At 63.3% G+C, this 14,155-nt stretch carries 11 protein-coding genes; 2 read left to right on the top strand and 9 right to left on the bottom strand.

All coding sequences use genetic code 11. The features are described 5' to 3' along the window. The first annotated feature begins 77 nt into the window (after positions 1-77). A complete protein-coding gene (locus CIC07_RS05740; protein WP_076359860.1) occupies positions 78-1,052 on the top strand; it encodes a stage II sporulation protein M in 975 nt (324 codons plus the stop codon). Here CIC07_RS05740 and CIC07_RS05735 read toward each other — a convergent pair. Genes CIC07_RS05735 through CIC07_RS05715 form a run of 5 tightly spaced genes read right to left on the bottom strand, consistent with a single transcriptional unit; the run spans position 1,012 to position 6,061 of the window. Further along, positions 1,012-2,382, bottom strand: a complete 1,371-nt coding sequence (locus CIC07_RS05735) for a DUF58 domain-containing protein (protein ID WP_076359858.1) — start codon at positions 2,380-2,382, stop codon at positions 1,012-1,014. The genes CIC07_RS05740 and CIC07_RS05735 overlap by 41 nt on opposite strands. After that, complete coding sequence (locus CIC07_RS05730) at positions 2,333-3,250, bottom strand: AAA family ATPase (protein WP_076359856.1); 918 nt, start codon at positions 3,248-3,250, stop codon at positions 2,333-2,335. Before CIC07_RS05730 ends, CIC07_RS05735 begins: the two co-directional genes overlap by 50 nt. After that, positions 3,247-4,449, bottom strand: coding sequence for a DUF4350 domain-containing protein (locus CIC07_RS05725; RefSeq protein WP_076359854.1), 1,203 nt, complete (start codon positions 4,447-4,449; stop codon positions 3,247-3,249). The genes CIC07_RS05730 and CIC07_RS05725 overlap by 4 nt, the downstream gene beginning before the upstream one ends. Then, on the bottom strand, positions 4,446-5,063 hold the full coding sequence (locus CIC07_RS05720) for a DUF4129 domain-containing protein (protein ID WP_076359852.1): 618 nt from the start codon (positions 5,061-5,063) through the stop codon (positions 4,446-4,448). The genes CIC07_RS05725 and CIC07_RS05720 overlap by 4 nt, the downstream gene beginning before the upstream one ends. Further along, the gene (locus CIC07_RS05715; protein ID WP_076359850.1) at positions 5,060-6,061 is read right to left on the bottom strand and encodes a hypothetical protein; all 1,002 of its coding nucleotides are present in this window, start codon (positions 6,059-6,061) and stop codon (positions 5,060-5,062) included. Before CIC07_RS05715 ends, CIC07_RS05720 begins: the two co-directional genes overlap by 4 nt. 287 nt (positions 6,062-6,348) lie before the next feature. On the opposite strand from CIC07_RS05715, the gene CIC07_RS05710 reads away from it, so the two are divergent. Beyond that, entirely contained in the window at positions 6,349-6,972 is a 624-nt protein-coding gene (locus CIC07_RS05710) for a flavin reductase family protein (protein WP_076359848.1), read from the top strand. 76 nt (positions 6,973-7,048) lie between these two features. On the opposite strand, the gene CIC07_RS05705 is transcribed toward CIC07_RS05710, so the two are convergent. The 4 genes from CIC07_RS05705 to CIC07_RS05690 all read right to left on the bottom strand — a co-directional run bounded on the left by CIC07_RS05705 (position 7,049) and on the right by CIC07_RS05690 (position 14,130). Then, positions 7,049-8,749 (bottom strand): glycerol-3-phosphate dehydrogenase/oxidase, encoded by a 1,701-nt coding sequence (locus CIC07_RS05705; RefSeq protein WP_076359846.1) that lies wholly within the window; start codon positions 8,747-8,749, stop codon positions 7,049-7,051. 153 nt (positions 8,750-8,902) lie between these two features. Then, the gene (gene glpK / locus CIC07_RS05700) at positions 8,903-10,399 is read right to left on the bottom strand and encodes a glycerol kinase GlpK (protein ID WP_076359844.1); all 1,497 of its coding nucleotides are present in this window, start codon (positions 10,397-10,399) and stop codon (positions 8,903-8,905) included. A gap of 175 nt (positions 10,400-10,574) precedes the next feature. Beyond that, positions 10,575-11,162 (bottom strand): glycerol-3-phosphate responsive antiterminator, encoded by a 588-nt coding sequence (locus CIC07_RS05695; protein ID WP_076359842.1) that lies wholly within the window; start codon positions 11,160-11,162, stop codon positions 10,575-10,577. 157 nt (positions 11,163-11,319) lie between these two features. Beyond that, positions 11,320-14,130: a DEAD/DEAH box helicase family protein gene (locus CIC07_RS05690; protein WP_094248347.1), complete on the bottom strand. Its 2,811-nt coding sequence runs from the start codon at positions 14,128-14,130 to the stop codon at positions 11,320-11,322. Positions 14,131-14,155: the final 25 nt, after the last annotated feature.

Raw genomic sequence — 14,155 nt, 5'->3', positions numbered from 1 at the left:
GGAGATCCACCGCCTTCTGCTAATAGTGATGTCATGATAGAATAGACAAATAATATGGGAACTTAAGGAGAACCTTGATGGAAATAACAGCCTTCATCCGCCGCAACAAAAGCCAATGGTCCGAGCTGGAGGGCCTGCTTGCGCTGCTGGGGAGACGCGGCAAGCGGGCGCCGGCCGACCAGCTGGACCGCTTCCATGAGCTGTACCGCTCGGCATCGTCCCACCTGGCGTACCTGCAGACTCACGCTCCCGGCAGCGAAACCGCCGCAAATCTCAACGATCTCGTCTCCCGCGCCCATAACACGATGCATGGAGCCGGGGAAGGAAGCAGCCGGCTCGGCGGCTTCTTCCGGACGGGCTTCCCCCATCTCGTGCGGCAGCGGGGATGGTTCATCGGAGCGGCCACGCTGCTGTTCCTGCTCGGAGGGCTGCTCGGCTACCTGTCGGTCTGGCAGGATCCCATGGCCGTCCACTCCGTCCTGCCGGCCGGCATGTCCGATGCAATCGATCCTTCCAAGACGAACAGCGACCGCGGAGACGTGCACAGTCCGATCATGTCCACGACGATCATGACCAACAACATCCGCGTCGCGGTCATGGCTTTCCTCAGCGGCATCACCTTGGGCATCGGCACCATCTACCTGATGGTCTACAACGGCCTCCTGATCGGCGCTCTTGCCGCCGTATTCGCGAGGGAAGGCTACAGCTACACGTTCTGGGCCTATATCCTGCCGCATGGCATCATCGAGCTGACGGCCATCTTCATCGCCGGCGGAGCCGGCCTCTACATGGGGTACCGGTTCTTCGTGCCCGGCGGGCTTCCGCGAAAGCTCGTCTTCCTGCAGGCCGCCAGAGAATCCGCGCTGCTGCTGATCGGCTCCGTGCCGCTCTTCGTCGTCGCCGGCCTGATCGAAGGCTACATCACGCCGGTCTACATGCCGCTATGGATCAAATACGCCGTTTCGCTGCTCACGCTGGCCGTCCTTGCCGCGTACTACGTGCTCGGAACGATCAGAATGCGCCCCGCTCCCGCGATTCCAAATAGGCGTTGATCGCGGTCACGGCCAGCCTGTCGGCCGGCGCGTCGACAAGCGGAATGCCGCCGCCTGCCAGCTTGCGCGAGAGCAGCTGGCGCTCTCCGTTCTCCTTGGCCGCGATCGACTGGACATAAGCCCCCTGGACATCCTCCGGCCGGGCTTTTTCGAGTTCATGCAGCACGGGATTGCGGATGGAGAGCAGCAGCAGATGGTGGCTCCTCTTCGTCCTGGCCGCATAAGGCAGCAGCTCGGGATCATGGCGGTAATGGTCCATGTCGGAGAACAGCACGGCGAACGAGCGGCGCCGCAGCCTGTGCAGCAGATAGCCGAGTCCGACGCCTGCGCCCGACTCCTCGTAGTCGCTGCGCAGATCGCTGACCGCCCTCGTCATCGCCTGAAGATGGGCCAGTCCCCTTCCCGGCGGCAAATACAGCTTCACCCGGCTCGAATAAGCGATGAGGGCGACCTGGTCGTCCTGCTTCAAGGCGGCCGCGGCTACGGCAAGAGCCGCTTCCAGCGTGCGGTCGAGCTTGACCTGATTGTCCAGCTCGACGCCCATCTGGCGTCCGCAGTCGAGCAGGATCGCGACCGTCTTGCCTTTTTCCGGGCGATACAGATTGGTCAGCAGCTTGCCGGCCCGCGCCGTCGCTCTCCAGTTCACCTCGCGGATGTCGTCCCCGAAGGCGTACTCGCGGATGGAGTCGAACTCCGTGCCTCCGCGCTGCCTCTTGTATATGCGCTGCCCGTCGATGAGCAGCGAGTCCTGGGCGGAATTCAGCACATCCCGCACGCCGGACAGATCCGGATCGATCCGAATCTCGCTCTCCTCGGAGAGCTGCGTCTGCCGCTCCCAGAGGCCAAGGCCCCCGCTCCAGCGCAGATCGATGCTCCCGAGCCGGTAGCGGCCGCGCTCGGATGCCGCCAGCCTGGCATGGATGCGTCCTCCGCCCTGAATCCTTGCCTCGGGGAACGCAGGCTCCGAGCGAAATACCAGAGGCAGATCGTCCGCCAGCCTTACCCGCACAGCCTGCTTGGAGCGGCAGCGGATGTCGAGCACCGCTTCGAATTCCTTGCGGATCTCGGCGCTCTCCGGGAGCTGCCGCTTCACGCTCCAGTCGCCCCGGCGCGGAAGCAGCAGCAGATCGCAGGTGCCGGCGGCGGCAAGCAGCCCCCACCATAGGATGAACGGCGGCCAGGGCGATGCGCCCGCCGCAGCCGCTGCAGCCGGCAGCGCAGCGCCCGCCGCGGCCAGCCAGACCATGCGGCGCGTCGGCAGGATGAACCGCCGCAGCCGTCTAGCGAGGAACCGGGACAGTGGCCAGCGTCTGCCGGACGATGCTTTCACTCGTCATGCCCTCCAGTTCTGCCTGCGGCGTCAACATCAGCCTGTGCCTCAGCACCGGAAGCGCCATCTCCTTGATATCGTCGGGAGTGACGTACGCGCGGCCTTCCAGCAGCGCCCAAGCCGACGCCGCACGGATCAGGGAGATGCCGGCGCGGGGGCTTGCCCCCAGCTGCACGCCCTCCAGCGTCCGGGTCAGCCGGACCAGCGCCGCCGCGTACGCATAGATGGAGTCCTCGACCGCGACGCTGCCCAGCTGCCGCTGCAGCGCCGCGATTTCCTCGGCGGCAGCAACAGGGGCATCAGGCTCCTTGGCGGCTCCGGGACTCCGGTTTCCTTTCAAGATCTCAATCTCCGCTTCCTCGCCCGGATAGTCCAGGATCAGCTTGAACAAAAAGCGGTCCAGCTGCGCTTCCGGCAGCGGATAGGTTCCTTCGTATTCAACCGGATTCTGGGTCGCCACGACGAAGAAGGGCTCCGCAAGCGGATAGGTCGTGCCCTGGATCGTCACCTGGCGCTCTTCCATCGCTTCCAGCAGCGCCGCCTGGGTTTTCGGCCCGGACCGGTTGATCTCGTCGGCGAGCAGCACGTTCGTGAATACCGGTCCCTTGACGGTGGAAAACGACTGATCCTGCATATTGTAGGTGACGCTGCCGGTGATGTCTCCCGGCATCAGGTCGGGCGTGAACTGGATCCGTCTCCAGCCGTACCCCGACGCTGCCGCCAGCTCCCGCGCCAGGCTTGTCTTGCCGAGGCCCGGCACCCCCTCCAGCAGCACGTGGCCGCCGGCGACGAGCGCCGTCACGAGCAGGCGGATGTTGCGCTTCTGTCCATAGATCCGCCGTTCCAGCGATGTGATGATATCGTTCATTGTCCATCTCCCCCTCCGGGCTGCCTGCCGCTCTCGAGCATGGCTGTCAGCTCCGCGTTGTCTCTTGACCGCCGCATGAATTCCTGCCTGGCCGCCTTGCCTCTTCCGGACGGCAGCGGCAGCGGCTGCAGCGCCCGCTCCAGCCGCTGCGCATCCTCCGCGCTCCAGCGGCTTCGCGCCGCTGCCGCCGCCTGGGCCGGAGAGGTGTCCGGACCAAGCCCCCAGCGCTGGGCGAGCAGCTGCCTCAGCCGCCGGCGTCCATGTCCCAGCGCATCCTCCATCAAGCCGCCGCGCCGGTACCAGACCGCAAGCGCGCGGACGGTCTCATCGCCGCGGCGAACGGTCCATTCTCTCGGAACATGGACCGGACCGAACCGCTTGCCCTTCAGCCACAGCCACAGCGCGAGCGCCGACGCCAGCTGGATGCTGGCCAGCAGCAGCCAGGCCGGGTAAAGGGCGAACAGCCCCGGCTTCACTCCGTAGCCGTGATGAGTTTCGTCGAACAGAACCGCTGTCCTCTCCTCGGCGAACAGCGGCCACATCAGATCGAGATGGGAAGCCTTCAAGGCCTCGCCGTTCTGCAGCCATTCCGGCTCCAGCACGAGCGTCGCGCTGCCGCCGCCCACCTTCATCCGGCTCGCGAGCACGCCTTGCTTGTCGGAGACGAGCACCTCGTCCCCTGGGCCCGGCACGATGCGCACCGGACTCAAGGCCAGCGCCGCGAGTCCGCTCCGCCCTTCGAGCAGCGGAGCCTCGACCGGCACGGGCGCCGCCTCCGAGCCGCCGGTGCCGGAATTGCCTCCGGTGCCCGCGGCAGCCGAAGAGTCCGGCTCCACGATATCGGACGTATCGAATCCGAACAGGCCGTCAGGCTTGCGGTCGAGCAGAATCAAATGATTGCCGGCGTTCATCCAGCTCTCGAGGGCCTGCCATTCCTCTGGCCCCACACCGAGCGGCTCGGCGACGACGAGCAGCTGGCCGCTCCCTTCCGGGAGGCGTTCCCAGCGCAGCTTCCATTCGCTCGTACGGGGCTGTCTGGACTCCACCAGCTCGCGCCAGCCCTTCAGCCCGTCCGTATCGGCCGAGAAGCTGAGCCATGGCGGCCGGTCCTTGACCGAAGGCTGGGACACCAGAAGGCCGATGCAGATGAACAGGACGGCGCAAGCCAGCAGCGCCGCGTACCGCTTGTTTATTTTCATCGCTCCGAATCACCCGCTTCCTTCATGAGCGACTCCGCCTGCCTGCGGAAGGCCTCCAGCTGCTCGCCCGTCACTTCGCCGCGGCCGTACCAGCTGCGCTCGAAAGCGGTCGCAGCCTGGAGGAAGCCGGCAGCGGCGCCGGCATTGGACTCCGCCAGCTCCTCCGCATATTCCCGGTTCGTTTTCCAAGGCTCGACACGGAGCCGTCCTCTCTGCTCCAGATAAAAAAGAAGGGCCAGGAAAACAGCCCTGACTCCGTCTCTCCAGGCTCCCAGCTCCGCATGCCTCTCCGCCTGCGCCCAGTAATGCTCCCAGGAGCGGCTTGCCTCTCCGGAAGCCATATAGTCCCTGGAGCGCAGCCTGCCTCCGCCCGAATAGCGCCGCGCGATCAGGACGCCGATCCAAGCGAGCAGACCCGCCAGCGCCAGCACCAGAACCAGAGCGAAGACGTTGAGCGTGCCTTCGCCGGGCTTCAGGTCAGGCAGCAGCCAGCTCAGGAACCGGCCGATCTTCTCGAGCAGCCAGTCCCAAAAGGAAAAACCGCCGCCTTGATTGCGGTAGGCCTCGTATTCGCTGCCGGAGAGGATGTCCTCCAGCTGTTCGCGCGGACTCATGGACGGTTGTCCGGCGGCCCTTCGTTGTTCCAGGAAGCCGGTGGAGGCGGCGGCGCCATGCCTGGGAAGGCCGGCGTGCCATCAAGCAGCGAATCCAGTCCATAGCCCTCGCGGCGCACGCGCAGATCGAAGAAGCTGACGGCATAAGGAAGAATCCACAAGGACCCGATTACGATGGTCACCAGCCCGTACAGGATTTGGGAGAGGACGCCTCCGCCAAACAGGCCTGTGATCAACCCGAGGACGATCGTAAGGATATAAAGGATGATGCCGAGAACGATATACATGAGCAGCAGCCTCCAGAAGCTGCCCTTGGTCACCCTCCAGCTGCGGCCGATGCCGACGCCTTCCTCGCCGAGGGCGACATAGGGAAGGAAGTAGGACCAGCGGAGCACGAAAAAGGAGATGCCGAGCACGACGGCGGGAATCGCGATGATCATGAGGACAATCAATCCTGCCGAAGAGCCGGAGCCGCCTCCGCTGAGGGCTGTAGCCACCAGGATGCCGAATACAAGCGCAAATACGACTACAACCAGCATATACAGGCCCATGCTGATGAAGCCGAACAGCAGGGAGCTTCCGATCAGCTGCCAGAAGCGGCGGAAGCTGCGCTTCAGCAGCTCGCCCGGTCCAGGCATCGGCTCGCCGTCTACCTGCGCCCGCACCAGATGGACGATCGCGCCGATGACGACCGGCGACAGCAGCGCGGTGAGGAGGATGCCGAGAATGCCGAACAGAACCGCCGCGGCGGACATGTCCGAGCTCTCCGTGTCCACAGTCGTTTCGAGGTACGACTCTAAGCTGCCGGATTGGAGCTGCTCGATCAGGCTGCCGTATTGGCTGCCGGAATTCCCGATCAAGGCGCTTGCGAGCAGCAGCATCGGCCCGTACATGACGAGCATGAGGATGGCCAGCGTCACGAAATGCGTACGGTAGAGCTGGAAGCTTCGGTCAAGGATGCGGCCGATTCCCATCGGCCTGAGAATTTGTTGGGACATTTGGATGACTCCTTTTGAAATATGTATATGGATCCAGGGTCCGCGATCTATAAACCTACTCTATTATACACATTCCGACAGGCCGGATTGTATTTATTTCCTGAATTGGCACCCCGTTTTTCGCCGTGATGAAAAAAAAGCAGAGAAACAACAGGCGCGCCCTCCAAGGAATTGGAAGGCGCGCCAAACGCCGTTTTATGCGATCTTGCGCTTTCATCCCAGGCGCCGTCCGAAGCCGGCTTTCCGTGGTACAGTTTCGGCATCCCCCAAATAAGGAGCTGTAGGCCATGCATCGTGTCATCGAACCGAACATCCTCTATTTCGGCACATCCGTCGTCCTGATCAGCACGCTGAACGAAGACGGGACGCCGAATCTGGCTCCCATGTCATCCGCCTGGTGGCTGAACCGCTCCTGCATGCTCGGCATGAGCAGCCGGTCCAAGACGGTCCAGAATCTGCTCCGCGAAGGGGAGTGCGTGCTCAACCTCCCCACGGCGGCATTGGTACCGGCGATCGAGCGCCTTACCTTGCTGACAGGCAGCCATCCGGTGCCGGAGTCCAAAGCCCTCCGCGGCTACAAGCATGAAGCCGACAAGTTCGGCGTCGCCGGGCTGACTCCGCTGCCCGCGCTTGAGGTCAAATCCCCCCGGGTGAAGGAATGCCCTGTCCATCTGGAAGCCGAGCTCGTCAAGCTGCATGCGTTCGAGGAGCCGAGCTCGCTCGCCGCCATGGAGGTCCTCATCAAGAAAGTCCATGTGGAGGAGGAGCTCCGGGTTCCCGGCCATCCCAACCACATCGACCCTGCCCAGTGGAAGCCGCTCATCATGAATTTCTGCGAATACTTCCCTCTGGGCGGCCAGCTGCCGCCTTCCCGGCTTGCTCCGGTATTCGGTCCGGCTGCGGGAATGTAAGCCGGCGGAGTCCTCCGGCTTTCCTTCGATTTGCTGAATGCATACGTTCACTCCTCCGGCTTGGCAACGGCCTAAGTCATCCTGTCCGGCCTGCCGAGTCCGGCTTGGCATCGACTGCGTCCCGCAGCTCCGTCTCCAGCTCCGCCATGAACGCCTTCATCGTCTCTTCGCCATAGCCGAGCTCGCGGGCCATGATCGCCGCAGCCGCGTCCTTCCACAGAAGCGCGCTCGCCCGGTCGAAGAACAGCGCTCCGGTCCGGCGGATCAAGAAGTCCGCGGGCTTCGCCGCCATCTCATGCCGGATCGCGTACAGCAGGGCGGCATGGATTTCCGGCGGCAGCTTGCCGACTCCTCCTATCCGCATGGCCTGCGGGCGCTCGCCGTCTCCCGGCAGCAGCGAGCAGACGATGCCGGCATTGCTGCCGTAGCGGCCGGCAAGGAGCGCGGCTGCCGGTGCGGACAAGCCCTGCATCCGGCCCATCGCCTCCGACTGCTTGCGGAAGCCGGGGAAGCCGGATGAGCCTCCGACATCGCCGCCCGACAGCGGGATGTCCTTCGTGCGGCATTTCGGATACTTCCGCCCGCTCTCGCGTCCGAGCTCGGCGGCGAGCATGTCCGTCACCGTCTCCGCCATCCGCCGGTAGCCGGTCAGCTTGCCGCCGACTATCGTGAGCAAGCCGGAGTCCGAACGGAACACCTCGTCGCGGCGCGAAACCTCGGAGGGGGACTTTCCCTCCTCGTAGATGAGCGGTCGCAGTCCCGCCCAGCTGGACTCCACGTCGGCCTCGGTCAGTCCGAGCGACGGGAACATCGCTGCCGCCGCCTCCACGACATACTTCCGGTCGGCCTCCGTCATCTTCGGCGCGGCGGCGTCTCCGTCGTAATCGGTGTCGGTCGTGCCGACATACGTTTTGCCGTCGCGGGGGATGGCGAACATCATGCGGCCGTCCGGCGTATCGAAGTAGACGGCCTGGCGCAGCGGAAACCGGCTGCCGTCGAAAACAAGGTGGATGCCCTTGGTGAGGCGCAGCGTCTTGCCCTGCCGGGACCCGTCCAGCTCGCGGATGCCGTCCACCCACGGGCCGGTCGCGTTCACGATATGCCGGGCCTTGATGACGCATGTCCCGCCGCCGATCACGTCAGCCGCGCGGACTCCGCGGATGCGGCCGCTCTCGTAGAGCAGCTCCTCCGCCTTCACATGATTGACGGCCTTCGCCCCAAGCTCGGCGGCTTTTTTCATCACCTCGATCGTCAGCCGCGCGTCGTCGGTCCGGTACTCGACATAATAGCCGCCGCCCTTGAGGCCCTCTTTCCTGAGCAGCGGCTCCTTGGCCAGCGCCGCCTCGACGCCGAGCATCCGCCTCCGCTCGCGCAGCTTGACGCCGGCCAGCCGATCATACACCGCAAGCCCGATGGAGGTGGACAGCTTGCCGAACGTGCCTCCCCTGTAGATGGGCAGCAGCATCCACTCCGGCGTCGTCACATGAGGCCCGTTCTCGTAGACGACCGCCCGTTCGCGGCCGACCTCGGCCACCATCTTCACCTCGAACTGCTTCAGATAGCGCAGGCCGCCGTGGACCAGCTTGGTCGAGCGGCTGGAAGTGCCCGCGGCAAAATCCTGCATCTCGATCAGCGCGGTCCTCATCCCCCTCGACTGCGCGTCCAGCGCGATGCCGGCGCCCGTAATTCCTCCTCCGATGACGAGCACGTCCCAAGTCTCTTCCGACAGCTCCTTCAGCAGCGAGCTTCTATCCAACGCTGAAAATCGGGTTTCCATGGATAAGCCTCCTCGAATCCAATTCCTCTGAAATCCAAACAAAAAGCCGCAAGCCGTCCGGGCTGCTCCATGAAGGGGCAGCCGGACGCTTGCGGCGTTCTCCGATATCTACAGGCCGATATTAACTTGCTTCAAGCGTACCAGAATACCGCGCTAATGGAAAGCCCGAGTTGCCGCAACGGCTTTTTTCCACCCTGCGTAGAGGCCGTCCCTCTCCTCCGCCTGCATCGCGGGCTCAAAGCGGCGGTTCATCCGCCAGCTTCCGCCCACCTCCGAGCGGTCCTTCCAGTACCCGACGGCAAGACCCGCTAGATAGGCCGCGCCGAGCACCGTCGTTTCGTTGATTTCCGGACGCTCCACCGGCACGCCCAGAATATCGCTCTGGAACTGCATGAGGAAATCGTTCTTCACAACGCCGCCGTCCACCCGCATCGAGGCGAGCGGCATGCCGGAATCCTCTTCCATGGCGGCGATGACATCCTTGGACTGGTAGGCCAGCGACTCCAGCACGGCGCGGATGAAATGCTCCTTCTCCGCTCCGCTTGTCAGACCGAACACCGCCCCGCGCGCCTCGCTGTCCCAGTAGGGAGTGCCGAGACCGACAAAGGCCGGCACGACATACACGCCCTTGGTCGAAGTCACCCTAGCGGCATACGCCTCGCTGTCGGCAGCCGACTTGATCATGCGCAGGCCGTCCCGCAGCCACTGCACGGCCGATCCGGCGACGAAGACGCTGCCCTCCAGCGCATACTGCGGCTCCTCGCCCTCCGCGCAGCACGCGACCGTCGTGAGCAGCCCGTGAGAGGAGGTCACGGGCTTGGAGCCGGTATGCATCAGCATGAAGCAGCCGGTGCCGTACGTGTTCTTGGCCATTCCCTCCTCGAAGCAGGCCTGGCCGAACAGCGCCGCCTGCTGGTCTCCGGCGACGCCCGCGATGGGAATGCTGCAGCCGAAAAAGTGATGGGGGACCGTATGTCCGAACACGCCGGAGGAAGGCAGCGCTTCGGGAAGCATGGCGGCTGGGACGTCCAAAGCCTCCAGCAGCTCCCCATCCCATTTCATTTCGTGGATATTGAAGAGCAGCGTCCTCGACGCGTTGGTGTAGTCCGTCACGTGGGAAGAGCCGCCGGTCAGCTTCCAGATGAGCCAGGAGTCGATCGTTCCGAACAGCAGCTCCCCGCGCTCCGCCCGCTCCCGCGCTCCGTCGACATGATCGAGGATCCACTTCACCTTGGTGCCGGAGAAATACGGATCGATCAGGAGGCCCGTCTTGGAGCGGAACAGCTCCTCCTGCCGGGATCGGCGCAGCTCCTCGCAAATATCCGCGGTCTGCCTGGACTGCCAGACTACGGCGCGGTAGACCGGATTGCCGGTGCTGCGGTCCCAGACGACCGCCGTCTCCCGCTGGTTCGTGATGCCGATCGCCTCGATCTGGTCGGGGCGCAGGCCAGCCTTGGACAGCGCAGCCGCCATGACTCCCAGCACGGACACCCAGATCTCGCTCGCGTCATGCTCCACCCAGCCCGGATGGGGATAATGCTGGGCGATCTCCTGCTGAGCCGATGTCACGAACTCGCCGCCGCGGCCGACGATGACCGCACGCGTGCTGGTCGTACCCTGGTCGATGGACAAGATATAGGTATCGCTCATAGCTGCTCCTCCTTTTGCTTCGGCAATGGCAACTCATTCAACCTGCTCTCATCCCCATCTTCGTTGAACTCTTCTTGAGCTCTTCCTTGGAATATTCCTTGAACTCTTTCTTGAAATCTTTCCTGCAATCTACTCGCCCTCTTCCCGCCTTGCTTTCCATCGCAATCCTTCCCGCCTAATCCGGCTTGGGAGCCGCCGCGTCGTCCTTCCGGTCGAAATGCTTCCACAGCTCCACGCGCGAGGTCGTAACCGCCGCCGCTCCGGCCGCCGCCGCCTTCTCCACATCCCAGACCGAGCGGATAAGCCCTCCGGCGAAAATCGGAATGCCGGTCCGATCCTTCACCTCGGCGATCACATCCGGGATGACTCCCGGCAGCACCTCGATATAATCGGGCTGCGAGCGCTCCAGCAGCGCGTAGCTCTTGTTCAAGGCGCCGGAGTCGAGCAGAAATACCCGCTGAATGGCGAGCAGGCCGTTCTGCTTGGTCTTGGCGATGACGCTCGCCCTCGTGGAGAGGATGCCCGCCGGCCTCATGACCTGGCAGAGGAACTCAGCCGCATACTCGTCGTTCTTGAGCCCCTCGATGAGATCGGCGTGGATGAGCAGCTGCTTGCCGCCCGACCTGGCGAGATCGAGAATCGGCTTCAGCTGGCTGATATGGCTGTCGAGCAGAACCATATATTCGTAGGAGAAGCCCATCAGCTTCTCCAGATCCTTCGGCTTCCGGATCGCCGGCAGGATCAGCTGTCCCTTGAAGGCCATGCCGTCTTCCTCCCTCGTATGACAGGCAGCAAAAAGGAAAAAGCCCGCGCCAAGCTGCCGTTTGCAATGAAACAGCACTTGATGCGGACCTCCCTTTCTCCGTCGCCCTATTAACTTGATTTCATTATATCGGCCTGCTGGAAACGTTGTCAACGAACTATCTCCAGGCGCTGATTCGCTCGGTCTTCTCGACGAAGGCGGCGGACATCGCCCCCGTTCGGGCGGCGAGCAGCTTTTTTCTCCCCGCTGTCGTGCGGGTTGCGATCAGCTCGGCGGGACCCAGCTTCTTCTTCCATAGAGCGTGGAAGCGTTCGGCATCCTCCTTGCGGCTGCCGATCTCATCGGGTACGGCGTGATAGTCCTTCCTCTTGAGCAGTCCCAGCCGGGATTCCCGGTAAAGAATGTACCTTGGGTTCTGGATCGGCTCCAGCAGCTGCCGGAGAGCGTTCAGGAATACCGTCTTCTCCTCCGGAGTTCCGCCTTCCATCCAACAAATGAATTCGCCTCTGGACGACTCTGTTTTCAGACGCTTGCGGCCGGGCTCCGGTTCGAGGCGCTTCATTTCATGCAGCGATTCGTAGACGACTTCCGCGGCGGCTCTCAGACTGGATTCCAGCGACTGATGCCGGAAATACAGCTTGATCCCTTTATAGAGCCAAGGAGAGGAAACGACCAGGCCGAATATCGCCGCTACAAACAGCTTGAGCCACAGAGGCTGTTCTCCTGTGATCATCCTCGGACTGCGGAGCGCCTGGAAGAAGGCGCTCGCCGAGGCGGCCGCTCCAAAGACAAGCAGAGCCTTGATCGTGCTGCTGAAATAAAAAGGGCGAGGCACGGAGCCGCCTGCCGCGGCGACCCCTTCCTTCATGGCTTCGTGGACGGCGATGGCGGATTGCCATTTCGCCTTCAGCCGGCCTCTGAGATCGGCCCTTCGAAAGGTTTCCTCGTTGTATCCCTCCACAAAAGAGCGGGAAAAGTCCGTTCTGCCCGCCCCTTTCTTTGCCCGTTCCAGAGAAGGGCCTCCGAGGCCCATGCGGCCGATGCCTGTCTCGATGCTGTCCTCTTCGACGGAAAGGCCTACAAGTGAACGGAAGCGGCGGCCAAGCGACTGCATATCCTTGCCGCCGCCAGGCATTCCGATGTCGACGCAGGCCAGATGCCAGATGGCGGCCGTTTTGTTCGGATTGCCCTTATCCGTGCGGATCGCCCTGCCTCTCATCTGGTTGGAGAGCATGTATGAGCCGACATAGGAAGCCATGATCAAGGAATTGATGCCCGGAGCATCCCAGCCCTCCCCGAGCAAGGCAGCCGTTCCGACCAGAATTCGAACATGGCCCTGCAGAAAGATTTCCGTCATAACCGACACGGCAGCCGCCCGGTCCGAATCCTTGCTATCCAGCATCAGATAGCCCGGGTCATGAGGCAACGGCCTGAAAGAAAAGCCCGCTCCCCTGCGGGAGGCGGCCTCCTGGGCCGCAGGCAGAGCGTCAGCCGGCAGCACGACGAGCGATCCAGACAAAATGGCGATGGGAGCTTCGGCGCCCATCTCCCTGCGGATCATCTCGAAGATCGGCACCACTCCCAGTCTTCCCGGCTTCTGCGGCTCTTCTCCCCGGCCAGGGAGCTCCTCCTTGCGGATGTAATCCGTCAGAATCAGCATGCGCAGATCATCGCCAAGCTTGTCCTTCTCATAAGCAGCTATTTTCCGGATGCTGTTCAGCTTGGAGGCGCTCTGGACCAGCATCTTGTCGAAGGCAGGCGTCGACTTCAGATACACCTTCTTCCTCTCCACGGCTCCGTCCCCATGAAGCCGGCGCCTCAGCCGCTTCAGCTCCGAGTCTTCCTCGGCGGCCGGCTCTCCGGTGAACAAGAGGCCCGTCAGCAGCTCCTCCATCCATTCATCCTGCAGCGGCGGAACCTGCGCTTCTTCCATCCCCATCGCCTCAGCCGCCTGCTTCCAGAGAGGATGGCCCGCTGCCTTGAGGTAGATGACCATGCTGGAGAAGAAGGCCGGAGAAGCCAAGATCTCCTCCAGTCTCTCATCGGTTCCCGTCATCCAGGGATGGGAAACGACTGCATCCACGAGCGCCTGATTCCGGGGAAGCTCCCGCCTCAGGGATGCCGCGCGTTCCCGGAATTCCCTAAGCTTGGCCTGCTCCTCCGGACTTGGAAGCGATAAATGAATGTAGTCCTGATGAGGGCACAGCTCATCCTCCCGCACGAGCTCCGGGACGCTGATCTCGGCGTCGATCGGGCTGCACAGCTCCATATAGCGGTCCCACTCCGCAATCGCCGCATCGTAAGGCGGAGTCGCCGTCAGCGCCACGATTACGGGCTTGTCCAGCTCCGCACGGAAGCGCATGGCGCTCTTCCACCAGCTGGTCCGCAGATGATGGGCCTCATCCAGAACAAAAGCCGAAAAGCCGATGCCCAGCAGCTGCTCCAACGCGGCGCGCGCTTCATCCGAACTTGCAGGCTCCTCGGATGGCTCGCCGTCAGCCTCGCTGTGTCCGGAGGCTTTAGGCTTGGCTGCCGGTTCAGGGAACCCCTCCTCCCCTTCCTCATGCAGCAGCCGCTCCTCCCCATCGGCAGTTTCGGCTTCTAGCGCCGAATCCGCCGCGTCAGCAGCCTTGTAAAGCGCCTGAAGGGCCTGATAGGTCGTAATCGTGAGAAAGGCCGGCCTTTTCAAGCTCGTCGACAGCCAGTCCGGTCTCTCGTCCTGCTGGAGGAACAGCTCCGTGAACCGGTCAGCCCACTGGTTCTTGATTGCCAGCGTCGGCGCAAGAATGATGGCGGGGCCTCCTATTCGCAGCATCACCTCAAGCCCGAGCACCGTCTTGCCCGAGCCCGGCGGAGCGACGATATGCAGATGCCTGTTGGCGAGATGCCCGCCGAGACCGTCGAGAATCCGTTTTTGATAGGATCGCCATGGATGGCAGAAGAGGATTCCGCGCGGAAATGACTTCATGGCCTGCACCCTCCTTTCCGGCAAA

This window comes from Paenibacillus sp. RUD330 (assembly GCF_002243345.2).
Lineage (GTDB): Bacteria > Bacillota > Bacilli > Paenibacillales > Paenibacillaceae > Paenibacillus_O.
Note: the sequence above shows the minus strand (reverse complement) of the source record. Positions and strands in the feature narration are given on the sequence as shown.